Raw genomic sequence first — 23490 nt, 5'->3', positions numbered from 1 at the left:
AGCGCGGGGTCCGTTACCCCTTCGTGCTCTACGCCTTGGTGTTGTCCGCCTGCATCGCGGCGATCTCCTCGTCCGACTCCCGGCCCGGGGTCGGGATGTCGAACTTCGTGATCGCGAAGCGGAATACGGCGTAGTACACCGCCGCGAAGCACAGGCCGATCGGAATGATCAACAAGGGCTTCGTCGCCAGGCCGAAGTTGATGAGGTAGTCGATCAGGCCCGCCGAGAAGCTGAAGCCGTCGTGGACGCCCAGCGCCCACGTCACCGCCATCGACACGCCCGTCAGCACCGCATGGATCGCGTACAGCACCGGTGCGACGAAGAGGAAGGAGTACTCGATCGGCTCCGTGATGCCCGTGACGAACGAGGTCAGGCCGACCGACAGCATCAGACCGCCGACCTCCTTGCGCCGCTGCGGCTTCGCGCAATGGGTGATCGCCAGCGCCGCCGCAGGGAGCGCGAACATCATGATCGGGAAGAAGCCGGACAGGAACTGCCCGGCGTCCGGGTCGCCCGCCAGGAACATGTTGATGTCACCGTGCACCGTCGTCCCGTCCGGCTTGGTGTAGCTGCCGAACTGGAACCACACCGGCACGTTCAGGAACTGGTGCAAGCCGATCACCAGCAGCGCGCGGTTGGCCACGCCGAAGATGCCGGCGCCCCAGGAGCCCAGCCCCACCAGCCAGTCGGAGAAGCTCTCCAGCGCGCTGCCGACCGGCGGCCAGACCCACAGGCAGAGCGCGGCGAACCCGATCGCCACGAACGACATGATGATCGGCACCAGCCGGCGGCCGTTGAAGAAGCCCAGCCAGTCGACCAGCTTCACCCGGTGGAAGCGCTGCCAGAACCAGGCGGCCAGCAGGCCCATGATGATGCCGCCGAACACGCCGGGGTTCTGGTACGTGAACTCCACGAAGGTGTTGTTCGGCCCCAGGCAGCCGGGGCCGATGTCCGCGGTGCCGGTCGGGCAGATGTTGGGGAAGGCGTGCAGTACGCCCCGGTAGACGAGGAAGCCCGCCACCGCCGCGAGGGCCGTCGAACCGTCCGCCTTCTTGGCCATGCCGATCGCGACACCGATGCAGAAGAGCAGCGGCAGGCCGATGTCCGCGTTCAGCAGCGCGCCGCCCGCGGCCACCATCACCTTGGACACGATCGTCCACTTCAGGCCTTCCTCACCCAACACGCCGGGCTGCCCCAGCCCGTTGAGGAGCCCGGCCGCGGGCAGCACCGCGATCGGCAGCTGAAGACTGCGCCCCATCTTCTGCAGCCCCGGGTACAGGCCGCTCCACCACTTCGGCTGCGGTGCTGCTTCGGCGCTGCTCGCGCTCATCGGCGTCCTCCTGGCGGGCCCGTTTGGGCACGTGCGTCCGGTGCGGCACACTGGTGTAGACCACTTATGATGCGGTCGCACTCACCCGCCCGAAGGGCAGGTTGCTGCTGATCGTCATCATTGGGCAGAAGCTGGACCCGCGCTCGCGTAGCTGGGCCAACAGTGGGCTACCGTGACAAAGCGGACCGCGCTGGCTGGAACAGGGCCGCCGAGACTCGTTCTTCGTAGAACTCAGGGAGAAACACATGGCCACCAAGGCTGAGAAGATCGTCGCCGGGCTCGGCGGCATCGACAACATCGAAGAGGTCGAGGGCTGCATCACCCGCCTGCGCACCGAGGTCATCGACCCCAGCAAGGTCGACGAGGCCGCCCTGAAGGCCGCCGGCGCCCACGGCGTCGTCAAGATGGGCACCGCGATCCAGGTCGTCATCGGCACCGACGCCGACCCGATCGCCGCCGACATCGAAGACATGATGTGAGCACGGTGTGAGCTGAGCTCCCGCTCGCACCTCCGCCAGGCCCCGTACCGGACGCACCCGGACGGGGTCTTCGCGTATCTGCGCACCGACTAGGCTCGGACGCATGTCTCGCATCGACGGCCGCACGCCCGAACAGCTCCGCCCGGTCACCATCGAACGCGGATGGAGCAAGCACGCCGAGGGCTCCGTCCTCATCTCCTTCGGCGACACCAAGGTCTTCTGCACCGCCTCCTTCACCGAAGGCGTCCCCCGCTGGCGCAAGGGCAGCGGCGAAGGCTGGGTCACCTCCGAGTACTCGATGCTGCCCCGCTCCACCAACACCCGCGGCGACCGCGAATCCGTACGCGGCAAGATCGGCGGCCGCACCCACGAGATCTCCCGCCTCATCGGCCGCTCCCTGCGCGCCGTCATCGACTACAAGGCCCTCGGCGAGAACACCATCGTCCTGGACTGCGACGTCCTCCAGGCCGACGGCGGCACCCGCACCGCCGCCATCACCGGCGCCTACGTCGCCCTCGCCGACGCCGTCGCCTGGGGCCAGCAGAAGAAGCTGATCAAGGCCGGCCGCAAGCCGCTCACCGGCACCGTCGCCGCCGTCAGCGTCGGCATCGTCGACGGCGTCCCGCTGCTCGACCTCTGCTACGAGGAGGACGTGCGCGCCGAGACCGACATGAACGTGGTCTGCACCGGCGACGGCCGCTTCGTCGAGGTCCAGGGCACCGCCGAGGGCGAGCCCTTCGACCGCAAGGAACTCAACGCCCTCCTGGACCTGGCCGCCGGCGGCTGCGCCGACCTCGAGGCCATCCAGCTCGGCGCGCTCCAGCTCTAGACAGAACCACAGGGGCCGCTGCGGCGTCCCCCTGGGTACGGGCGCACGGTGTCAAAGCCGTGCGCCCGTCCTCGCACCCACGTCCTGCCGGCCCTTCTTGCACTTGGGAGACCCGAACATGAACCCGAAGCACCGCATAGCGGCGGTCGTCCTGGCTGCGGCTCTCGCCGTCCCGGCGCTGACGTCCTGTGACGCGATCTCGACGGCCATGGACTGCGCGAACACGGCGGTGGCCATCACGGACGGCGCGAACGACCTCCAGCAGGCGGTCTCCCAGGCCGGCAACAGCCCGCAGGACGCCCAGAACGCGCTGAACCAGATCGAGACGAACCTCAAGAAGGTCGGCGACCAGACGGACAACGCCGACCTGAGCAAGGCCGTCTCCTCCATGACCACGGCGGTGAAGAACGTCCGCACGGCCATCGAGAACGGCAACCCGACCCCGGACATCCAGCCGGTCGCCGACGCGGCGAAGGAACTGTCGAAGGTCTGCACCCCGGGCTGAGCCGCCACCCGCTCGGACGGGCCCGGATAATGGGCGGCATGACCAGCCGCCTGATCCTCGCCACCCGCAACGCGGGCAAAATCGCCGAGCTCCACGCCATCCTGTCCGACGCCGGCCTGCCGCACGAGCTGGTCGGCGCGGACGCGTACCCGGAGATCCCGGACGTCAAGGAGACGGGCGTCACCTTCGCGGAGAACGCCCTCCTCAAGGCCCACGCCCTGGCGCAGGCCACCGGCCTGCCGGCGATCGCCGACGACTCCGGCCTCTGCGTGGACGTCCTGAACGGCGCCCCCGGCATCTTCTCGGCGCGGTGGGCCGGCACGCACGGCGACGACAAGGCGAACCTGGACCTGCTGCTGGCCCAGCTCGGGGACATCGCCGACGAACACCGCGGAGCCCACTTCGCGTGCGCGGCGGCCCTGGCCCTGCCGGACGGCACCGAACGCGTCGTGGAGGGCCGCCTCCTCGGCACCCTCCGCCACGCCCCCTCGGGCACCGGCGGCTTCGGCTACGACCCGATCCTCCAGCCCGAGGGCGACACCCGCACCTGCGCGGAACTCACCCCGGCGGAGAAGAACGCCATCTCCCACCGCGGCCAGGCCTTCCGAGCCCTGACCCCCTTCATCCGCGCCCTGCTGGGCTGAGGCCGGGCCTGACCACGCCGAAGGCCCCGTACGCGGTACTCGCGCACGGGGCCTTCGTTCAGGGTGCGGCCGGAGGGACTCGAACCCTCAAGGGATTTCTCCCACAACTACCTAAAAGTTGCGTGTAGGCCAATTCCACCACGGCCGCCCATATCTGACCAATTCGGATATCTGGTCAGGCTGGCTGTGGTTAGTCTACGACTGCTGAGGTCTGACGGTCGACATCATCGCGCCGCCGGCCTCCCCGGCACCATGTGGTGGTGATGGCGTGGCAGTTGGGGCAGAGCAGTCGCAGGTTCTCGCGACGGTCGTCCCTCCAGTCGCCGTTGATGTGGTCCACCTCCAGGGTCATGGGGCGCCCCCGCCATTCCGGAGCCGTGCCGCACCGGTCGCACAGCTCAGGGACGCCGGCCTCGTGGAGAGCCCGGCGCAGCAGTCGCGTCTTCGTGCGCTGCTCGCCCTCATGCCTGACGAGAATGGCTTCCGCCGTTTTGACCGGTGTGGGGCCGGGCCTTCCGCGCTGGTGTGCCTGCCCCAGGAAGTGCGAGGTGTCCAGGCCGTCGTCCATGACCCAACCGTGCAAGCGTGCGCGTTGTCGGCTGGTGTCCGGCCGGTCAAGTCGTCGAAGAGTTCCGGCGATGCTCAGGGACTCGGCCACCGCCTGTCGGAGCAGCTCCTTGGAAGGGCGGTCGCGACCACCCGACGGCCGGAAATGGGAGACGTCTATGCCGAAGTGGGCGAAGCGCTTCATCAGGTATCGCCCGAGGTGCCCGTACGGCGGTGTGCCGAGGTACTCGATCACCTCGTCGATGCCGCCGCATCGTGCGGCGGCACCGGCCAGCACCTCCCGCGTGTAGCTACTGCTGCGGTTCATCGGCCGACCTTCCCGCGACCCCGGTACGAGTCCGTCGTGGAGTGGCAGTTGGGACACAGGAGGCGCAGGTTTTCCGGGCGGTTGTCGCGCCAGTCGCCGTTGATGTGGTCCACCTCCAGTGGGAGCGGCTCGCCCAGCCAGACGGGCTCGGTGCCGCAGTCGGCGCAACGCTCTTCGGCGCCGAGTGCGACCATGGCCCGCTTGAGCCGTTCGCCGGGGATCCGGCGCGCTCGCTCAGGTGGCTGTTCCACGAGGAGCGACTCCGGTTTCCTGCGGGGGTGGTACCGGCCCGCTCCGGAAGCCGTCGTGAAGTGCGAGGTGTCCATCGCCAGGCCCTTCACCTTGCGGCTGATGTGCGTGTGGTGGCCGCCCACGTTCTCCAGCCCCAGCCGCCGCAGCACCTCGCACATGTTCGTCGAAGCGGACACCGCCTCCTGGAGGACCTCCTTCGTCCACTTCGCGCCCTCCTGCTCGAAGTGCGAGACGTCCACCCCCAGTCGCCGCATCCGATCGTGGAGGTAGCGGCGCGAGCCGCCCTTCGGGTCCACCCCCAGTTTTTCCAGCGCTTCCGTCAGCGTCCGCGACGTCCTCGCCGCCTCCGCCAGTCGCTCCTCCGTGTACGGGCTGATCGGCATCCCTGCCCCCTCCGTTCCCGGCCGCGCGTGCGACCCTCGTACGGAGTAACGGACCGATAGTCGGACGGTTACGGGATTTTTCGTCCGATAAACGGAGTAGCCCGCACCGGTTGGTGCGGGCCACTCCGGGGTGCGGCGGGGGCTAGATGCCCAGGTCCTTGATGATCTTGGCTACGTGGCCCGTGGCCTTGACGTTGTAGAGGGCGCGCTCGACCTTGCCCTCCTCGTCGACGATCACCGTGGAGCGGATCACCCCGGTCACCGTCTTCCCGTACAGCTTCTTCTCGCCGAACGCGCCGTAGGACTCGAGGACCTTCTTCTCGGGGTCGCCGACCAGGGTGACCTTCAGGTGCTCCTTCTCGCGGAACTTCGCCAGCTTCTCGGGCTTGTCCGGGGACACCCCGATCACGTCGTAGCCGGCCTCGGCCAGCACCGCCAGGTTGTCCGTGAAATCGCAGGCCTGCTTCGTGCAGCCCGGCGTCAGCGCCGCGGGGTAGAAGTACACGATCACCTTGCGGCCCTTGTGGTCGGCGAGCGAGACCTCGTTGCCGTCCGCGTCGGGCAGGGTGAAGGCGGGGGCGGTGTCGCCCGGCTGGAGTCGCTCGCTCATGTCAACAGTCTCCTCGGGAGGGGATCGGTACGGTCCGAGACTAAGCTGACAGACTGTTCACGGTGGGCTACGGCCCCCTACTCGAACCCGACGACGACGGAGGCAGCGCGGTGCCGGAAGCCAGGACCCCCGCACAGATCGAGGCGGACATCGTCCGCCGCCGCGAGCAGCTCGCCGAGACGCTCGACGAGATCGGCGTGCGCGTGCACCCGAAGACGATCATCGGGGACGCGAAGGCCAGGGTCGCCTCGACCGTGGACCACACCGCCGGGCGTGCCGTCGTCGCCGTGAACCGTCTCCTGACGGATGTACGGGACGGCCTGCGCCACGAGGACGGCGCCCCGCGCTTCGAGCGGATCGCGCCCGTCGCACTGGTCGCGGTCGGTGTGATCGGCCTGCTCGTGGCGTCGGCGCGGCGCAAGCGCCGATGACCCTGCGGCGCACGGGCCGGGCGCGGACGGGTAGGTTCGTGGCGTGAGCGACAACACCAACACCACCCACGACAAGCTGCCCATCCGCATGCTGCACGACCGCGTGCTCGTGAAGTCCGACTCGCCGGAGGGCGAGCGGCGCTCGGGCGGCGGCATCCTGATTCCGGCGACCGCTGCCGTGGGCAAGCGGCTGGCCTGGGCCGAGGTGGTCGCGGTCGGGCAGAACGTACGCAGTGTGGAGCCGGGCGACCGGGTGCTGTACGACCCCGAGGACCGGGCCGAGGTCGAGGTGCGGGGGGCGACGTACGTGCTGATGCGCGAGCGGGACCTGCACGCCGTGGCCGCGGAGCGGCTGGAGGGGTCCAAGGACTCCACGGGGCTGTACCTGTAGTGGATCGGTAGCGGATCGGTAGTGGATCGATCGTCGAAGGGCCGGTGACCGGAGTCACCGGCCCTTTTGCCTGGCCTTTGCTACGGTGGTGGGGAACCCCCGACGAGACGCGCCGTACCGGGTAGCCGTGGCTGTACGACAAGACGACGCACCCCGTTCGCTCTCGTTCCGGAGGTGCCTGTCATGGCCTGGGTTCTGCTTCTCGTCGCCGGTCTGCTCGAGGTCGGCTGGTCGATCGGCATGAAGTTCACGGAGGGGTTCACCCGGCTGTGGCCGAGCGTGTTCACCGGTGCCGGGATCGTCGCCAGCATGGTGCTGCTCTCGTACGCCGCCAAGACCCTGCCCATCGGTACCGCGTACGGCGTGTGGGTGGGCATCGGTGCGGCCGGGGCCGCGGTGCTGGGCATGGCGGTGCTGGGTGAGCCCGTCACCGCCGCCCGGATCTTCTTCATCTGCCTGCTGCTGGTCGCCGTGGTGGGGCTGAAGGCGACCTCCGGTCACTGATCCCTCGCCCCCCGTTCGGGCTACTTCCGCGATTTTGGCTATTCCAGGTATTCCGACGGGGGGCGGCTGCGCAGGCGGCCGCCGGTGATGCCGCCCAGGGCGCCGGCGGTGGTGCCGGTCGTGGTGCCCGATGTCGCTGCGCCGGTGGTCCCGGTGCTGGTCCCGGTGGTGGTGCCCTCGTTGCTCTGGCCTGCGGTCGTGTCGCCTTCCGTGGTCCCGCCCTCGGTGTCCTGCCCCTGGTTCCGGCCACCCTGGTCCTGTCCGCGGTCCGACGGCGTCGGCCGGTTCGGGCGGTTCGGCCGGCTCGGCGGCGCCGGGGATTCGGGGGCGCTCTCGTCCGGCGTCGGCTCGGGGCTGCTCGGGATGAACGGCGGCGGGGACGGGGCGGCGCCCGGCTGGAGTTCGAGGTCGAAGTCCAGCGGGTCGCTGCCCTCCAGGGCGGTCTTCGTGTACTGCGCCCAGATCCTGGCCGGGTAGCCGCCGCCCCCGATGCGGGCCTCGCCGAGTGCTCCGTACAGGGATTCCAGGGCGCCCGTGTCGGGGTCCTGGCCCATCATCGAGACGACCGTGACCAGGTCCGGGGTATACGCCGCGAACCAGGCGGAGCGGTCCAGTTCGCCGGTGCCCGTCTTGCCGGCGGCCGGGTGCCCGGCCGCGAGGGCGGCCGTACCGGTGCCGTTGTCGACGACGCTGACCAGCATGGACGTGGTGGTGTCGGCGGCTTCGCGGCTGATGGCCTGCTTCGGGGTGCGATCGGGCAGGTGGATTCTTTCGCTGCCCTTGGTGATCTTCTCGACGAACGTGTACGGGGTGTGGCGGCCGTGGTCGGCGAGGGTCGCGTAGGCCTGGGTCATGTCCAGGACGCTGGCCTGCATGGTGCCGAGGGCCATGGCCGGGCTCGCGACGAGGTTCGGGGTGTTCTCGGGGATGCCGAGGTCGATGGCGGTCTGCTTGACCTTGGCGGTGCCGACGTCGACGACCATCTGGGCGAAGACGGCGTTGACGGAGAGGTCGGTGGCGGTGGTGACGGTGATGTTCCCGTACGACAACTGGCCCTCGTTCTCGGGGGCGTAGGGGGTCCGGGTGCCGACGACGCGGCGTTTGTTGTCGCCGTTGTAGACGGTGTTGGGGGTGATCAGGCGGCCGTCCTGGGTGCGGGAGTCGTTCTCGACGGCGGCGGCGAACACGAACGGCTTGAAGGTGGAGGCCACTTGGTAGTCGTGGCGGGTCGCGTTGTTGACGTACTGCTTGGTGTAGTCGATGCCGCCGTACATGGCGACGACCTTGCCGGTGGCCGGGTCGATGGAGACCCCGCCGGCCCGTACGACGCGGTCGGCCTTGCGCGTCTGCGGGTCGAGATCGCTGGCCATCTTCTCGTCGACGGCGTCGACGAAGGCGTTCTGGCGGCGTTTGTCGATGGTGGTGGTGACGCGGTAGCCGCCCTCGGCGAGGGTCTTCTCGTCGAGGATCTTGTGATCGACGATGTAGTCCTTGACGGCCTCGACGAGGTAGCCGCGCTGCCCGGAGAGGCCGGCGGCCGGACGGACCTTGCCGGGTTCGGGGAACTGCGTCGTGGTCCGCTCGGCCGCGGGCAGCCACTGCTTCTTGACCATGCCGTCGAGTACGTAGTTCCAGCGGGCGAGCGCGCGGTCGCGGCTCTGGGGGTGCGCGACGACGTCGAAGGCGCTGGGGGAGTTGAGGAGCGTGGCGAGGTAGGCGCCTTCGGCGGTGGTGAGTTTGCCGACGTCCTTGCCGTAGTAGGCCTGGGCGGCGGCCTGGATGCCGTAGGCGTTGCGGCCGAAGTAGCTGGTGTTGAGGTAGCCCTCGAGGATGTAGTCCTTCGATTTCTCGCGGCCGAGTTTGATCGCGATGAAGAACTCCTTGACCTTGCGCTTGATCGTCTGTTCCTGGCCCAGGTAGTAGTTCTTGACGTACTGCTGGGTGATGGTCGAGCCGGACTGAGTGCCCTTGCCGGTCGCGGTGTTCCAGGCGGCGCGGATCATCGCCTTGGGATCCACCGCCCGTTCGGAGTAGAAGTCCCGGTCCTCCGCGGCCAGTACGGCTTCCTGGACCGTGCGGGGGATCTGCGAGAGCGGGACGTTGACGCGGTTGACCTCGCCGTCGCGGGCCAGCTGGGAGCCGTCGGCGTAGAGGTAGAGGTTGGACTGGGCGGTGGCGGCGGCGTTGGCGGGCGGGATGCGGACCAGCAGGTAGCCGGCGACGAGGGCGCCGATGACCAGCAGGGCGAGCAGCAGGACGGCGGCGAGCACCATGCGCCAGGTGGGGACGAGGCGGCGCCAGCCGGTCCGCTTCCGCACGGCCTTCTCGGCGGCTCTGCGCGACTGCTTCCCGCCGGACGGCTTCTGCGGCTGCTGTGCTGACGGCTGTTGCGCGGGCGGGCGTGCGGGGGTGTCCGGGTCACGAGGGGTCCAGCCCGGTGGTGGTGACTGGTCGCTCATCGCCAGGACTCCTCGACGCCGTACGAAACATCCACATCTGTACTCCGTGCTGTCTACCCGATGACCGCTCATTCCGCTTCGGACGGGCGTAAACCGGTCGCATGGATCGCCCCTCCGCACTAAGCTCGCGCGCTTTGGCCGACGTAGGAACGACCGGGGAAAACGGAGGGATACGGTGCGCCAGGCAACGGCTCGCAGAGCGTGGCTCTATCCGGCCGTCGCGGCCGGCGGGTTCCGGCGCTACGCCACGTACGGAACGGCGACGGCGGCAGGGGTGTTCACCAACACCGTCTTCGGCTTCATCCTCGCGTACACGTACGTCGCGCTGTGGGACGAGCGGCCCGGACTCGGCGGCTACGACCGGGCGCAGGCCCTGACCTTCGTCTGGGTGAGCCAGTCGCTGCTCGCCGCGGGCGCCCTCATCGGCGGCGGCTTCCAGGACGAGATGCAGGAGCGCATCCGTACGGGTGACATCGCCGTCGACCTGTACCGGCCGGCCGATCTGCAGATGTGGTGGCTCGCGGCCGATCTGGGGCGCGCGGGCTTCCAGTTGCTCGGGCGCGGGGTGGTGCCGTTGCTCGTGGGGGCGCTGGCGTTCGAGCTGGCGCTGCCCGCCGATCCGGTGCGCTGGCTGCTGTTCCTGGTGTCCGTACTGCTCGCGCTGGTCGTCAGCTTCGGGATCCGGTACCTGCTGGGGCTGGCCGCGTTCTGGCTGATGGACGGGACCGGGATCAACCTGATGGCCGTCGTCGTCACGATCTTCTGCTCCGGGATGCTGCTGCCGCTGACGGTGTTCCCGGGCGGCTTCGGCGAGGTCGTCCGCGTCCTGCCGTGGGCGGCGATGATCCAGGTGCCGCTGGACGTGCTGATGGGTGTGCACGCCGGCGCCGGGGGCGCGGTGCGGGCGCTGGGCTTCCAGGCGGGGTGGGCGCTCGTACTGCTGGGCGCAGGGCGGCTGTTGCAGTCGGCGGCGACGCGGAAGGCGGTGGTCCAGGGTGGCTGAGGCGGTGGTGGCTGCGGCGCGGCGGCCCGGAGAACTCGCGGACGTGCCGCCGCGGAGCCGGGCCGTGGAGGGGCTGCGCGGCTACGGGCTGATCGTGGCGATGTGGGTCCGGTCGACGATGACGTACCGGACGTCCTTCCTGCTCTCCGCCTTCGGGAACGCGGCGATCACGCTCCTCGACTTCCTCGCGATCTGGATCATGTTCTCGCACGTGGACGTGCTCGGCGGTTTCGCGCTGCCGGAGATCGCCCTGCTGTACGGGTCCGCCTCGGCCTCCCTGGGGCTCGCGGACCTGCTCCTCGGCAATACGGACCGGATCGGCGTCCGGATCCGCGACGGCTCGCTCGACACCATGCTGGTGCGCCCAGTCCCGGTGCTCGCGCAGGTCGCGGCGGACCGCTTCGCGCTGCGGCGGGTGGGGCGGATCGTGCAGGGCCTGGCGGTGCTGGTCTGGGCGGTCTCCGCGCTGGACGTGGACTGGACGGCCGGGAAGGTGCTGCTGATGCCGGTGATGGTCGTGGCCGGGGCAGCGATCTTCGGGGCGGTGATGGTGGCCGGGGCGGCGTTCCAGTTCGTCGCCGGGGACGCGGCGGAGGTGCAGAACTCCTTCACGTACGGCGGCAACACGATGCTCCAGTACCCGCCGACGGTGTTCGGGAAGGACCTGTTGCGCGGGGTCACCTTCGTCGTGCCGCTGGCCTTCGTGAACTGGCTGCCCGCCCTGTACGTGCTGGGGCGGCCCGATCCGCTGGGGCTGCCGGGGTGGGTGGCGTTCCTGAGCCCGCTGGTGGCGGTGGTGGTGTTCGTACCCGCGTCGCTGGCATGGCGTGCGGGTCTTCGTTCGTACCGGAGTACGGGGAGCTGAGCGGCTGTGGGCACGGATGTGCTGATCGAGCTGGACGGGGTCGAGAAGGTCTTCGGCGTACGGCGCCGGGTGGGTCTGATGCGGCGGGAGAAGCGGCAGGTCAGAGCGGTTGACGGGATCAGCTTCGAGGTGGCGCGGGGCGAGGTGGTCGGCTACATCGGGCCCAACGGCGCCGGGAAGTCGACCACGATCAAGATGCTGACCGGCATCCTCACCCCGAGCGGCGGCCGGCTGCGGGTCGCGGGCATCGACCCGGCGCGGGAGCGGATGCGGCTGGCCCACCGGATCGGGGTGGTGTTCGGGCAGCGGACCACGCTGTGGTGGGACCTGCCGCTGAAGGACTCGTACGGGCTGATGCGGCGGATGTACCGGATCCCGGCGGCGCGGTTCAAGGAGAACCTGGAGCGCTGCGTGGACCGGCTCGATCTGGCCGAGCTGATGGACGTACCGGTACGGCAGCTGTCGCTGGGGCAGCGGATGCGCGGGGACATCGCGGCGGCGCTGCTGCACGATCCGGACGTGCTGTACCTGGACGAGCCGACGATCGGGCTCGATGTGGTGAGCAAGGCGAAGGTGCGGGGATTCCTGCGGCAGTTGAACGCGGAGCTCGGCACGACCGTGCTGCTCACGACCCATGACCTGCAGGACATCGAGCAGTTGTGCGAGCGGGTGATGGTGATCGACCACGGGCGGCTGATGTACGACGGGCCGCTGGGCGGTCTGCACTCGATGGGGGAGGGCGGCGGCGAGCGGACGCTGGTGGTGGACCTGGAGCGGGAGCTTCCGGAGATCAGCGTGGCGGGGGCGCGGGTGGTGAAGGTGGACGGCCCGCGGCAGTGGCTGGCGTTCCCGGCGGGGACCTCGGCGGCGCCACTGGTGGCGGAAGTGGCGGCGCGGTACCCGCTGCTGGACCTGTCGGTCCGGGAGCCGGACATCGAGGACGTGATCGCGCGGATGTACGCGGGGCGGGGGCGAAGGGGTGGGGACGAGGGCCCTGGCCGGGGCGGGGGTAGGGGGAAATCAGGGGCGGACCCCGGGTGCGGGTCGGGGACGGAGCCGTTCAACCGGGGCGCTTCTGTGCATAGGCTGACCCACATGAGTGACGAGCGGCCGGAGAAGCCGTTGCCGGAGAAGACATCGCTGGAGAAGGCGGTTCCGGAAAGTGCGGGCCCCGCGCTGCTCCCGGCCATGCGGGCGTCCGACGCCGACCGCGAGCGGGTGGTGGACCGGCTGCGGGACGCCGTCGCCGAGGGCCGGATCGACATGGAGGAGTTCGAGGAGCGGCTGGAGGCGGCGTACACGTCCCGTACGTACGCGGAGCTCGAACCCCTGACCCGGGACCTGCCGGCCGTGGCCGGGTCCGTGGACCGGCCCATGGCCCCGGCCGCTTCCCCGGACTCGTCCTGGCCGGCGCGGATCGGCGGCACGGCGACCTCCTCGTCGGCGGTCGCGGTCATGTCGGGGTTCCAGCGCAAGGGCCGCTGGACGGTGCCCGGCCGGTTCAACGCGGTGGCGTTCTGGGGCGGCGGCGAGCTCGACCTGCGCGAGGCCGACTTCGCGGCGCGCGAGGTCGTGATCACCTGCGTGGCCGTCATGGGCGGTATCGAGATCACGGTCCCGCCCGGCGTGGAGGTCGACGTACGGGGCATCGGCATCATGGGCGCCTTCGACCAGGGCAAGGCCCTGGAGAACCGGCCGGAACCGGGCGCTCCGCGGGTGATCGTGAACGGCCTCGCCTTCTGGGGCGGGGTCGCGGTCAAGGTCAAGCCGCCGAAGGGAGCGAAGGCTCCGAAGGGCGCGAAGGGCGCGAAGCGGCTGGACGACGGGGCGGTACGCAAGGAGCTCTAGGGGGTGTCCGGCACTGATCCGCCGGACAGCCCCTAGCCGGGCCGGACCCCGGGTCACGGCGCGCCGGGAACTCTGCGGACCTCCCGGGAGTCGGATGCTATGCAGACAAAACCGGCCACCGGGGGAAGGCAGGAGTCGTACGTGAAAGACGTGGAAGCCGCCACCGACCGGGCACGGGCGGGCACACCGCCCACCGGGGGCTCGTTCGTGTTCAGCAAGGCCGACGAGGAGCGCAGCCGCGGCGTCCGCCGCATGAAGACCACCGCGACCGGCCTGCTGATCCTGGTCGCGCTGGTCTACGTACTGACCACCTGGGCCGAGCACTCCGGTGCCGGCGGCTGGGCCGGCTACGTCCGGGCCGCCGCCGAGGCCGGCATGGTCGGCGCTCTCGCGGACTGGTTCGCCGTCACCGCGCTGTTCCGGCGCCCGCTCGGCCTGCCCATCCCGCACACCGCGATCATCCCGACCAAGAAGGACCAGCTCGGCATCTCCCTCGGGGAGTTCGTCGGCGAGAACTTCCTCTCCCCGGACGTGGTCCGCGCCCGCCTCCACGCCCTCCGCATCGGCAGCCGCCTCGGAGCCTGGCTGGCCGAGCCCGCGCACGCCGACCGGGTCACGGCCGAGCTGGCCACCGCGCTGCGCGGAGCCCTGACCGTACTGCGCGATTCCGATGTGCAGGCCGTCGTGGGCGAGGCCATCACCCGGCGGGCCGAGACCGCCGAGATCGCGCCGGGGATCGGCAAGACGCTCGAGAAGATCGTGGCGGACGGCGGGCACCGCCGCGTCGTCGACCTCGTCTGCGTCAAGGCCCACGACTGGCTGGTGACGCACGGGGACTCGGTGATGGGCGCCGTCCAGGGCGGCGCACCCGGCTGGACGCCGCGGTTCGTGGACCGCAAGGTCGGCGAGCGCGTGTACAAGGAACTGCTCCGTTTCCTGACGGAGATGCGGGACATGCCGGAGCACCCGGCGCGCGGGGCGGTGGACCGGTTCCTGACGGACTTCGCGGCCGACCTCCAGTCGGACACGGACACCCGGGCCAGGGTGGAGCGACTGAAGTCCGAGATCCTGCAGCGCGAGGAGGTCCAGGACGTGATCGCCTCCGCCTGGACCGCGATCCGGTCGATGATCATCTCGGCGGCGGAGGACGAGCGGAGCGAGCTGCGGCTGCGGGTCCGGTCCTCGCTGCTGTCGCTGGGGGCGCGGCTGGCGACGGACGGCCGGCTGCAGGACAAGGTGGAGGGCTGGATCGAGGGCGCGGTGGTGTACGTGGTGACCACCTACCGGGCCGAGATCACCTCGCTGATCACGGACACCGTGGCCGGGTGGGACGCCGAGCACACGTCGCGGAAGATCGAGGCCCACATCGGCCGCGACCTGCAGTTCATCCGCATCAACGGCACGGTGGTCGGCGCCCTGGCCGGGCTGCTGATCTACGCGGTGTCGCAGGCGTTCGGCGCGTAGGCCGGCCCGGCAGGCGGACCGGCCGGGCGGCGGGCCGGCCCGGCGCGGAGAGCCGCGCCAGGCCAGCGCGGAGAGCCGCGCCCGCCTCCGGGCCGGCCGGGCCGGCGGGCCGGCCGGGCGCGGGGCCGGTGCAGTACGGGGCCGGTGCGGCGCGAGGCCCGGTCCGGTACGGGGCCGGTGCGGCGCGAGGCCGGCCTGGTACGGGGCCGGTGCGGGGCGAGGCCGGCCTGGTGTGGGGCCGGTGCGGCGCGGGTCCGGCCCGGTGTGGGGCCGGTCCGGTGCGGTGCGAGGCCGGCCTGGTGTGGGGCCGGTGCGGCGCGGGTCCGGCCCGGTGCGGGGCCGGTCCGGTGCGGCGCGAGGCCGGCCTGGTCCGGGGCCGGTGCGGTGCGGGGCCGGTCCGGTACGGCCCGCGCACGCCGGTCCGGCGCGGAGCCCGACTCGGCGCCCGTACGGGGGTCCGGTTCGCAGGGCGGGGCCCGGCGCCCAGCCGGATTCGGCCCAGCCGGTTCGGCCCGGCGCGGTTCAGCCGCGGTCGGCGACGACCCAGGACGCGGTCGCCACGACGGCCGCGGCCCCGAGGACGGCCGGCCAGGCCCCGACCTTCTTGGCCAGCGGGTGCGCGCCCGCGAAGCCGGCGAGGTACAGCGCGCCGAGCCCGGCCGCCGCGGGGGTGCCGCCGCGCCGGTGCCATTCCCGCCCGGCGGCGAGCCCGGCGGCACCGAGCACGACACCGCCCAGCGGACGCTTCTTCGTCCACCGGGCGACGGCGTACCCGCCGACCAGTCCGGCGGCCGCCACTGCGGAACTCGGTACGCGCGCCATGCCCACTTGCCCACTCCTCAAGTCGTCTGATCTGACTGATCTCACTTGTACTGCTACTGCTACTGCGAGTGCGAGTGCTACGAGGCTAACGCGGGGGCTTGACCACCCGGCGGGCCCCCAGCGCCCCCAGTACGAGCACGGCCCCGCCGATCACACCGTCCGGCAAGGCGTCCTTGACGGCGCGCGGCAGCAGTGCCACCACACCCAGGACGAGAAGAAAGGCGAGTACGCACCGGCCGGTGGCCCGAAGCAGTCTGTCCACGGGCTGCTCAACGCGCCGCGGGTCCCCCCGACACGGAGTGCGGGGAGGGGATTTGTCGCACACTCGCCGGATCCGTGCGATACGTGCTCCAGGAACCGGACCGGCATAAATTGACTCTCCCATCCCAAACGGGAAAAAGAGGAGCTCGGACATCGTGATCTGCTACGGACAGGCCGTCCTCGACCTCGCGGACGAACTGGTCGACGCCTATGCCGACGTCTTCTCCGCCCCGCCGTGGAACGAAGACGAAGAAACCATTCGCCAGTTCGCGGCCCGCCTTCCGGTCGACGCCCGGCGCCGCGGTTTCCGTACGGCGCTCGCCCAGTCCGCGGCCGGCATCGACGGCTTCGCCACCGGCTGGCTCACCCCGGCGTCCTTCCCCAAGGCCCGCGGGTACGCCCAGGTCGCGGCGCAGCTCGGCCCGGAGCGGGTGCGGGAACTCCTGACAGGTGCGCTGGAGATAGACGAGCTCGCCGTACGCCCCTACGCGCGCGGCCACGGCACGGGCCGGGCCCTGCTCACCGAGATCACCGCCGACGCCCCGGACCGGCGGGCCTGGCTGCTGACCTCCCGCCTGGCCACCGACACGGTGGCCACGTACCGGCGCCTGGGCTGGCACGAGGTCACCGCCCGGCCGGGCACGCAGACGGGGGTGATCGTCTTCCTGTCCCCGGACCACCCGGGCCGCTAGGGGTGCCCCCCCCCAGGTGTCCCCGGCCCGGAGCCGGGCATACCGCCGGCATGATCACAACGCAGCAGACGCCAGACCACACCCGGCCACCGACCCACCGGCCCCCCGGCCGGACGACAACCAGCCGAAGGCCCGCGCAGTCGGCCGGGCAGACGACGAATGACCGCAGGCCCGGGAAGGCGACCGGGCAGACGGCCGCCGCCCACGCGGCCCGCCGGCAGTTCAACCTGGCCACCCGCCACCAGCTCATCAGCGCAGGGGTGCCCGACGGCACGATCACCTCGCGCACCCGCCCGGGCGGGCCCTGGCAGCGCTTGCTCCCCCGGGTCTACCTCCTGCAGACCGGCCCCCCGGACCACCGCCAACGCGCCCTCGCCGCCGTCCTGTACGCCGCCGATCCCGCCGCGGACCCGCTGTCCGGCGACACGGCCGTCCTCACCGGCGGCGCCGCCCTGGCCCTCCTCGGCATCCGCGACGTCCCGTACGCCCCGGCCGACGTCCTGGTCCGCGCCCCGCGCCGGCTCACCGGGACCCCCGAGGTCCGCCCGCTGACCACCTCGCGCTGGCCGCGCACCATCGCGGTCTCCGGTATCCCGAGCACCCGCCCGGTGCGCGCGGCGGCCGACTTCGCCGCCCGCGCCGAGGACCCCGACCGCATCCGCTCGACCCTGGCCCACGTGGTCCAGTCCGGCTGGTGCCACCCGCAGGACCTGCACGCCGAGCTCCGCGCGGCCCGCCTCCTCACCCGCCCGGCGATCCGCGCCGCCGCGTCGGAACTCGTCGCCGGGGTCCGCTCGATCGCCGAGGCCCTGGCCCGGGACACCCTCACGGCGACGGACCTCCCGACCCCGCTGTGGAACGCCCGCCTGTACACCCCGGACGGCGCGTTCCTGGCCAGCCCGGACGCGTACTGGCCCGACGAGGGCGTCGCCCTGGAGATCGACTCGGCGGAGTACCACTACACCCGCGACGCCTGGCACGCCACCCTCCTGCGCCGCCTGCGCCTGGAGTCCCACGGCATCCTGGTGGTCAGCGCAACCCCGTCGATGATCCGCGACACCCCGCCCCAGGTCATCGCCGCCCTCCGCACCCTCCTCACCCTGGGCAAGACCCGCCCCACCCCACCCACAGCCCAAGCCCGCGGCCACCAACAGCTGCACCTCTTCCCGCGTGATCCGTGAGTGGTAGCGGGTGTCGGGGGACCGCGCACACTGGATTCGGGGCCGAGGGCCGAGGGCCGACGGCCGTCGGGGCTGGTGAGGTGCTTCGCCTAGTTCGCGATGGCGGAGTATGACCAGACGTCCGCGGGGATCTCGTGGTGCAGTCGCCACTCGATCCCCATCGGATTACTGCCCTTGTGACGGAGGTACTCGGCCGTGCCGAGGAGCATCCATGCCTGCGGCCCTCCGATGTCAGTCTTCTTGTAGCGGCGCACAAAGAGAAGTACGTGCGATCCGTTCTCCGCATGTGTCTGGTACCGGACTCCGGTCGGGGAAGTCTCCGAAGTCTGGTTCTGCGACTCCCAGTGGAACTGGGACTCGCTCATCGCGTAGTCCTTGTACCGGGTCTGAGGCGAGAAGTCCTTCTCGTCCTTCTCCAGGGTGATCAGGAGAGCGTCCGTCCGCATGCTCTCGCACCACTTCACACCCTCCCGGAAATGCCCTGGCATGAAGCCGCCGATGTCGGACTGCCCGAGCGCCGGGAGGATCTCCTCCCGACTGTAGGACGCGTGGACGGTCAGCGGGAGTTCAGCATGATCACCTGCCAGCGGGACGGGCACGTGATCGGCCTGTTCCAAATCGTGGGCGAGGACTTGCCGGAGCTCGTCGCGGAAGGCGTGCTGCGGCCGAAGCGAATCAAAAGCCTCTTGGTACCCGGAGAATCCGCCCCCCAGCGGCCAGAGCGAGAAGAAGAGCATGCGGGCATAGGCTTGCCAGCGCGCGTCCAGTTCCTCGTAGGCCGGCGCGTCATCCTTGAGCAGAGCGGTGTACGCGGCGACGCGCGCAGGGTCATCCACGTGGAGGAACGCCGAGACACGCTTCAACAATGCGTCCTCGCCCTCGGGAGCCGGGGCGGTGAGCAACTTGGCTCGCCTCAGCAGGCCGGTCCACGAGTTCCCGTTGCCCCGGTACAGCTCCTTTATCTCGCGACCGCTCTCCTTCAAGTACGCGGAGAGCTTCGGTTCGGCATAGGCCGCGACCTCGCGGGCGAGGTGAGTGACGTTGACGTTGATCTGGCTCCGGATGTTCTCAATGATCAGTTCCTTGGCCTTGGTCTCAAGGATGATCTGGCAGCCGGAGGGCAGCTGGGGGAAGTCGTGCTCGATGCTGTGGAGCAACCGATTGCGTGTCAGGTTGGTCAGCGCGCGGAACGGCTCCTCGAACCGGAACTCCTTGCGGTGCTGCCCGATGAAATCGAGGACGGTCAGAACCGGCTTGTTCTCGCTCCGACGCAGGCCGCGGCCCAGCTGCTGGAGAAATACGGTGGCGCTGGACGTGGGGCGCAGGAGAAGCAGTGTGTCGACGTCGGGGACATCGAGGCCCTCGTTGAAGAGGTCGACGGAAAAGATGACATTGAGCTGTCCCGCCTTGAGCGCCTCGAGCGCCGCCTTGCGCTCCTCCTGTGGGGTTTCGCCGGACAGTGCAGCGGCGCTGAAGCCTGCGCGGTTGAAGAACTCGGCCATGAAGTGGGCATGGGCTACGGACACGCAGAAGCCGAGGGCGCGCATGCCCTCGGGGTTGCTGTGCTTCTCCTGAAGGGCGCGGATGACCAGGCGTGCCCTGGCCTCGTTGCCGGTGAGGACGTTGCTGAGGGCTGCGGAGTCGTAGGCTCCGCGCTTCCATGCAACAGCGCTCATGTCGGTGTTGTCAGTGATGCCGAAGTAGTGGAAGGGGCAGAGGAGATCGTTCTCCAGGGCTTCCCACAGGCGCATCTCGGCAGCGATTCGTCCCTTGAAGAACTCGTCCTGGATGGTCACGCCGTCCATGCGCTCAGGTGTGGCCGTCAGCCCCAGCAGCTCTATCGGTGCGAAGTGGTCCAAGATGCGGCGATAGGTGGGGGAGGTGCCGTGGTGGCATTCGTCGATGACGATGACGTCGAAGTGATCGGCCGGGAGGCGGTCCAAGGCGGGGGAGTCCAGAGACTGGACGCTTGCGAAGACGTTCTCCCAGCGGCTGGGCGTCTTGCCGCCGTAGAGCAGCTCGCCGAAGTTCGCATCGACGAGCACGTCTTGGTACGTACGCAGGGACTGCTCGAGGATTTCCTTGCGATGGGCGACGAACAGCAGACGCAGTTTGCGGCCCAGCCTCTGCTGGAGCTGCTTGAAGTCAAGAGCGGCCATAACGGTCTTGCCGGTTCCGGTGGCGGCCACCAGGAGGTTTCGGTGCAGGTTGTGCACCGTACGCTCGACCTCTAGGCGCTCCAGCATGTCCCGCTGATGCGGGTATGGGCGCACTTCCAGGCCGGACAGGCTGATGACCCGTGCGGCATTGTTACTGCCAGCGTTCCCGGCGATCTTGAGCGCGTCATCCAACCGCTGGCCATCTCGGTCGGGATCGTATGACTCGAAGGACCTCTCGCTCCAGTACGAGTCGAAGGTTGCTTCAAACTTCCGCAGCACGTCCGGGGTGGCGATCCCCGACAGCCGGACGTTCCACTCCAGCCCATCGAGGAGCGCCGCCTTCGACAGGTTGGAGCTGCCGACGTACGCGGTATCGAAGTGCGAGTGTCGGCGGAAGAGCCAGGCTTTGGCGTGGAGACGAGTGGAGCGAAGTTCGTAGTTCACCTTTACCTCGGCGTTGAACTCGCGCACGAGGCGGTCCAGCGCTGCACGCTCAGTGGCGCCGATGTAGGTGGTGGTGATGACGCGGATCGGTACACCGCGAGCGGCGGCCGCCTTCAACGGCTGCTCCAGCACGCGAAGTCCGGTCCACTTCACGAAGGCACACAGCAAGTCGATGCGGTCGGCCGTGGCCAGCTCGGCCCGCAGTTCGGATCCGAGGCTGGGATCTTCAGGGGAGTTGGTGATGAGCGCGGTTTCCGAGAGCGGAGTCGAAGGCCGTACGGCATACGCCTCTGGAGCCGTCGGGCCTGCCACGGCAAGCAACTGGCGAGGCCCCTCGGCAATAGGGCCAACCCAGTCGGCAGTGCCTCCGAAGGAGCTCAGAGAATCGAGAATCTCGTTCGCGGCATGGACCTGGTCGCTGGGCGGCAGCTTCTTCAGGACCTGCCCGACGACATGAGCGATGTGGCGGGTCAGGACATGCTGCGAGGTCTCGCCGCTGACCTGGCCGTCTATGACGACTGATCCCGCAGCGATCAGCTCCTTGAGCTGCTCTTCGAGTGCGCTCGTGATCAGTGTCTCGTGGAGTCCGGCGACTGGTTTCGGAGTACTCGAGTGTGCACCAGACGTCACGGAATCTCCTCGATGGATTGATCAGCGATGCCTTGGTTCTATCAAGGCCTGCTGACAACACCTGTCGGAATGTGGCGCGGTAGCACCGAGGAGATTCCTCGTCGGTCACATGATGGCCGGTTTTGATCAGTTCTCGGCGCCGTGGCACTCGGCGTACGGCTTGGCTGAGGTGCACCAGCAGGGGGAGGTGGGGGTGGGGGGCCAGGGGGTGGCTTTGCCGCGGGCTGCCAGGGTCGTGGCGTATTCCGGGAGGAGGGACGGGGAGGCCGGGGAGGTTTTCTCCGATGCCGCGAACGCCTCGTACGAAGGGACGCTCGCCGTCACGATGCCGAGGTTCGTCGTGCCCGAGGCCGCCAGGGCGCGCAGGGACGTCTCGATCTCCCGCAGGTGGGCCTCGTGCGAGGGGTATTCCGCCGTGAGGGTCGGGTAGCTGGTCAGGAGCTCGGCCAGTTCCCGCTGGGGCCAGTGGAGGATGGCCACCGGGAACGGGCGGGAGAGGGCGGCGCGGCGGTCGCCCAGTTCCGCGCGGAGGCGGGCGATCTCGGCGCGGAGCTCGGCCGGGTCGTCGGAGCCGAGGGCCCAGATGCGCTTCGGGTCGTGGAGCTCGTCCAGGGGGATCGGGCCGATGTGGCGGGTGTCGGCGACCATGTCCCAGTCGTCGTGCGGGAGCCCGAGGAGACGGCGGACCCGGTGACGTCCCGTCAGGAGGGCCGTGGTGGCCGGGGTCAGGGGTGCGCTCTCCGTGATCAGGAGGGTGGCCGCCTGGGTGAAGCACTCCTCCGAGGTGGTCAACTCGTCGTGGGCCTCGAGGGCTTCCGCGATGACCTCCCAGGGGGCCGGGTCCGTGGGCGCCGCCGCGCGGATGCCCTGGATGAGGGCGCGGGCCTCGGGCTCGTGGCCGTACTCCCACAGGTTCGCGGCCTGGAGCGCCTTGATCAGGTGGGGGTCGGCCGGGGAGCCGGCGAGGAGTTGGTCGTACAGCGCGCTGGCGCGGTCCCGGGCGTCACCCAGTTCGAGGTGGGCCGCGGCCTGGAGGAGCAAAGGCTCCTGGTCCTCGGGGTAACGGGTCGCCGTGCGGATGAGGCGCTCGGCTTCGGCGATGTGCTCGGCAGGCGTGTCAGGGCGCATGGTTCACACCGTACTGCGGCTGGTCTGTTGACGGGGGAGGTCTTAAGGTGCGGCCCGTGCGGGATCACATGCGTGTGGTGGTGCAGGGCGGCGGCCGGGGCGGGCGGCGGGCCGGTCTCGCCGGGGTGCTGTGGGGCGCCGCCGAACTGGCCGTCACCGTGGGTGTGGTGGTGTTGTTGCTGGTGGTGCACCAGGTGTGGTGGACCAACCGGCAGGCCCTGGCCGCCGCCCACCAGCAGGTCCGGGACTTGGAGAAGGAGTGGAACTCCTCTCCTTCGGCCTCACCCTCGCCGTCTTCTTCTTCCTCTTCCCCTTCCCCTTCCTCTGATGCTGCCGGTCCCTCCTCGGCTCCTTCTCCGGCCTCCTCCGAGAGCCCTGCCGTCCCGCCCGCCGCCAGGCCCGCGCCGGCGCCGGCGCAGGAGTCGGCGTACGGGGTGCTGCGCATCCCGCGGCTCGGTGTCGTCGCGCCCGTCGCGCAGGGGGTCGACAAGCGGGCCGTGCTGGACAAGGGGTACGTCGGGCACTACCCGGGGACCGCGCAGCCGGGGGCGGAGGGGAACTTCGCGCTCGCCGGGCACCGCAACACCCACGGCGAGCCGTTCCGGTACATCAACCGGCTGCGGGCCGGGGACGAGCTGATCGTCGACGTACGGGGCCGGCGGTACACGTACGTGGTGGGGAAGGTCCTGGCGGAGACCAGCGAGCGGGACACCGGGGTGCTCGCGCCCGTGCCGCGCAGTACGGTCCGGCCGGAGTACGGGTACGGCGAGCCCGGCGCGTACATCACGCTCACCACCTGCACGCCCGAGTACACGTCCAAATATCGGCTCGTGGTGTGGGGAACCTTGCGGCAATAGCCCGCGTTCTTGTATTCGGTGGGTACGGACGGATCTTGGGAGGGGGCTTGCATGGCTCGGCATGATCGTGGGCGGCTGGTGATGCCGCTGCTGATGTCCCTGCTCCTGTTCGCCGGGATTCTCGGGTTCTTCGGGTTGTTCGCCGGGGAGGGCGGGCTGGGCGGGCTGGGTGCCGTCGTGGTCGCCCTGGCCGCCACCGTCACCGCGGGTGCCGCAGCCCTCGCCGCCCGGCTGGTACGGCCTGTGCCGCCCCACCGCATACGCACCGCGATACGTGACCGCGAGCAGCGCACCGCGTTCCTGCCGCAGCGTGACCCCGATGCCTCGGGCAGGTCACGGCCCAGGGCGCCCGGCCGTCTCGTCCTGACGGCCACGTAGGGGCACCTGCACCTGCTCCATTCTTGCTCTGTTCGCTGTCGTGCCCCTCGTGGTCGTCGCGCCGAAA

Annotated in this window: 24 protein-coding genes, 1 tRNA gene, 1 pseudogene and 1 riboswitch; of the genes and pseudogenes, 16 read left to right on the top strand and 10 right to left on the bottom strand. The window is 70.2% G+C overall.

Translation table 11 applies throughout. The features are described 5' to 3' along the window. Positions 1–28 precede the first annotated feature (28 nt). Complete coding sequence (locus tag ACZ5WG_RS13565; protein ID WP_468722917.1) at positions 29–1330, bottom strand: PTS transporter subunit EIIC; 1302 nt, start codon at positions 1328–1330, stop codon at positions 29–31. A 194-nt stretch (positions 1331–1524) separates the two neighbouring features. Here ACZ5WG_RS13565 and ACZ5WG_RS13560 point away from each other — a divergent pair, with 194 nt between their 5' ends. From ACZ5WG_RS13560 to rdgB, 4 genes are all read left to right on the top strand, one after another. After that, entirely contained in the window at positions 1525–1809 is a 285-nt protein-coding gene (locus tag ACZ5WG_RS13560) for a PTS sugar transporter subunit IIB (RefSeq protein WP_078987119.1), read from the top strand. 103 nt (positions 1810–1912) lie between these two features. Beyond that, positions 1913–2638: a ribonuclease PH gene (rph, locus tag ACZ5WG_RS13555; protein ID WP_030299875.1), complete on the top strand. Its 726-nt coding sequence runs from the start codon at positions 1913–1915 to the stop codon at positions 2636–2638. Positions 2639–2756: 118 nt separating this feature from the next. After that, positions 2757–3143, top strand: coding sequence for a hypothetical protein (locus tag ACZ5WG_RS13550; protein WP_266666685.1), 387 nt, complete (start codon positions 2757–2759; stop codon positions 3141–3143). Positions 3144–3181: 38 nt separating this feature from the next. After that, positions 3182–3787, top strand: a complete 606-nt coding sequence (gene rdgB / locus ACZ5WG_RS13545; protein ID WP_468722915.1) for an RdgB/HAM1 family non-canonical purine NTP pyrophosphatase — start codon at positions 3182–3184, stop codon at positions 3785–3787. A 64-nt stretch (positions 3788–3851) separates the two neighbouring features. Here the strand turns inward: rdgB and ACZ5WG_RS13540 are convergent. The 4 genes from ACZ5WG_RS13540 to bcp form a co-directional block, all read right to left on the bottom strand. Then, positions 3852–3935 (bottom strand) — tRNA-Leu (locus ACZ5WG_RS13540). A 42-nt stretch (positions 3936–3977) separates the two neighbouring features. Then, positions 3978–4661, bottom strand: coding sequence for an HNH endonuclease (locus tag ACZ5WG_RS13535; RefSeq protein ID WP_468722914.1), 684 nt, complete (start codon positions 4659–4661; stop codon positions 3978–3980). Next, complete coding sequence (locus ACZ5WG_RS13530) at positions 4658–5296, bottom strand: HNH endonuclease signature motif containing protein (protein WP_468722912.1); 639 nt, start codon at positions 5294–5296, stop codon at positions 4658–4660. Before ACZ5WG_RS13530 ends, ACZ5WG_RS13535 begins: the two co-directional genes overlap by 4 nt. Positions 5297–5438: 142 nt before the next feature. Then, positions 5439–5906, bottom strand: coding sequence for a thioredoxin-dependent thiol peroxidase (gene bcp / locus ACZ5WG_RS13525; RefSeq protein ID WP_053784832.1), 468 nt, complete (start codon positions 5904–5906; stop codon positions 5439–5441). 110 nt (positions 5907–6016) lie between these two features. Here bcp and ACZ5WG_RS13520 point away from each other — a divergent pair, with 110 nt between their 5' ends. The 3 genes from ACZ5WG_RS13520 to ACZ5WG_RS13510 all read left to right on the top strand — a co-directional run bounded on the left by ACZ5WG_RS13520 (position 6017) and on the right by ACZ5WG_RS13510 (position 7232). Then, on the top strand, positions 6017–6337 hold the full coding sequence (locus ACZ5WG_RS13520; RefSeq protein WP_468723059.1) for a DUF3618 domain-containing protein: 321 nt from the start codon (positions 6017–6019) through the stop codon (positions 6335–6337). An 88-nt stretch (positions 6338–6425) separates the two neighbouring features. Continuing rightward, on the top strand, positions 6426–6728 hold the full coding sequence (locus ACZ5WG_RS13515; protein WP_048475576.1) for a GroES family chaperonin: 303 nt from the start codon (positions 6426–6428) through the stop codon (positions 6726–6728). An 82-nt stretch (positions 6729–6810) separates the two neighbouring features. Next, a riboswitch (guanidine-III (ykkC-III) riboswitch) is annotated at positions 6811–6881 on the top strand. A 30-nt stretch (positions 6882–6911) separates the two neighbouring features. Further along, positions 6912–7232, top strand: a complete 321-nt coding sequence (locus tag ACZ5WG_RS13510; protein ID WP_030158619.1) for a DMT family transporter — start codon at positions 6912–6914, stop codon at positions 7230–7232. 38 nt (positions 7233–7270) lie between these two features. Here ACZ5WG_RS13510 and ACZ5WG_RS13505 read toward each other — a convergent pair whose 3' ends face one another. Continuing rightward, entirely contained in the window at positions 7271–9691 is a 2421-nt protein-coding gene (locus ACZ5WG_RS13505) for a transglycosylase domain-containing protein (protein WP_468722911.1), read from the bottom strand. Between the two features lie 175 nt (positions 9692–9866). Here ACZ5WG_RS13505 and ACZ5WG_RS13500 point away from each other — a divergent pair, with 175 nt between their 5' ends. The 5 genes and pseudogenes from ACZ5WG_RS13500 to ACZ5WG_RS13480 all read left to right on the top strand — a co-directional run bounded on the left by ACZ5WG_RS13500 (position 9867) and on the right by ACZ5WG_RS13480 (position 14871). Next, complete coding sequence (locus tag ACZ5WG_RS13500) at positions 9867–10694, top strand: ABC transporter permease (protein ID WP_468722910.1); 828 nt, start codon at positions 9867–9869, stop codon at positions 10692–10694. Continuing rightward, the gene (locus tag ACZ5WG_RS13495; RefSeq protein ID WP_468722909.1) at positions 10687–11559 is read left to right on the top strand and encodes an ABC transporter permease; all 873 of its coding nucleotides are present in this window, start codon (positions 10687–10689) and stop codon (positions 11557–11559) included. Before ACZ5WG_RS13500 ends, ACZ5WG_RS13495 begins: the two co-directional genes overlap by 8 nt. A 6-nt stretch (positions 11560–11565) precedes the next feature. Then, a pseudogene (locus tag ACZ5WG_RS13490) lies at positions 11566–12537 on the top strand (ABC transporter ATP-binding protein); the annotation flags it as partial. Further along, entirely contained in the window at positions 12514–13407 is an 894-nt protein-coding gene (locus ACZ5WG_RS13485; RefSeq protein ID WP_468723058.1) for a DUF1707 SHOCT-like domain-containing protein, read from the top strand. The pseudogene ACZ5WG_RS13490 and the gene ACZ5WG_RS13485, both read left to right, overlap by 24 nt. Positions 13408–13506: 99 nt before the next feature. Continuing rightward, complete coding sequence (locus ACZ5WG_RS13480) at positions 13507–14871, top strand: DUF445 domain-containing protein (protein ID WP_468722907.1); 1365 nt, start codon at positions 13507–13509, stop codon at positions 14869–14871. A gap of 522 nt (positions 14872–15393) precedes the next feature. Here ACZ5WG_RS13480 and ACZ5WG_RS13475 read toward each other — a convergent pair. Both ACZ5WG_RS13475 and ACZ5WG_RS13470 read right to left on the bottom strand, forming a co-directional pair. After that, positions 15394–15693, bottom strand: coding sequence for a hypothetical protein (locus ACZ5WG_RS13475; RefSeq protein WP_030297991.1), 300 nt, complete (start codon positions 15691–15693; stop codon positions 15394–15396). Positions 15694–15778: 85 nt separating this feature from the next. Next, positions 15779–15955, bottom strand: coding sequence for a hypothetical protein (locus ACZ5WG_RS13470; RefSeq protein ID WP_468722906.1), 177 nt, complete (start codon positions 15953–15955; stop codon positions 15779–15781). 154 nt (positions 15956–16109) lie between these two features. Here ACZ5WG_RS13470 and ACZ5WG_RS13465 point away from each other — a divergent pair, with 154 nt between their 5' ends. After that, positions 16110–16646, top strand: a complete 537-nt coding sequence (locus tag ACZ5WG_RS13465; protein WP_468722904.1) for a GNAT family N-acetyltransferase — start codon at positions 16110–16112, stop codon at positions 16644–16646. Positions 16647–16696: 50 nt separating this feature from the next. Then, a complete protein-coding gene (locus ACZ5WG_RS13460; RefSeq protein WP_468722902.1) occupies positions 16697–17827 on the top strand; it encodes a hypothetical protein in 1131 nt (376 codons plus the stop codon). 89 nt (positions 17828–17916) lie between these two features. Here the strand turns inward: ACZ5WG_RS13460 and ACZ5WG_RS13455 are convergent, their stop codons facing one another. Next, positions 17917–21060, bottom strand: a complete 3144-nt coding sequence (locus ACZ5WG_RS13455) for a DEAD/DEAH box helicase (RefSeq protein ID WP_468722900.1) — start codon at positions 21058–21060, stop codon at positions 17917–17919. Between the two features lie 126 nt (positions 21061–21186). After that, positions 21187–22188: a tetratricopeptide repeat protein gene (locus ACZ5WG_RS13450; protein WP_468722898.1), complete on the bottom strand. Its 1002-nt coding sequence runs from the start codon at positions 22186–22188 to the stop codon at positions 21187–21189. 68 nt (positions 22189–22256) lie between these two features. Here ACZ5WG_RS13450 and ACZ5WG_RS13445 point away from each other — a divergent pair, with 68 nt between their 5' ends. Both ACZ5WG_RS13445 and ACZ5WG_RS13440 read left to right on the top strand, forming a co-directional pair. After that, positions 22257–23045: a class E sortase gene (locus tag ACZ5WG_RS13445; RefSeq protein ID WP_468723057.1), complete on the top strand. Its 789-nt coding sequence runs from the start codon at positions 22257–22259 to the stop codon at positions 23043–23045. Positions 23046–23096: 51 nt separating this feature from the next. Then, positions 23097–23423 (top strand): DUF6412 domain-containing protein, encoded by a 327-nt coding sequence (locus ACZ5WG_RS13440; RefSeq protein ID WP_468722896.1) that lies wholly within the window; start codon positions 23097–23099, stop codon positions 23421–23423. Positions 23424–23490 lie beyond the last annotated feature (67 nt).

The organism is Streptomyces sp. NPDC032745, from assembly GCF_055579465.1.
This window is presented reverse-complemented; position numbering and strand designations above follow the sequence as displayed.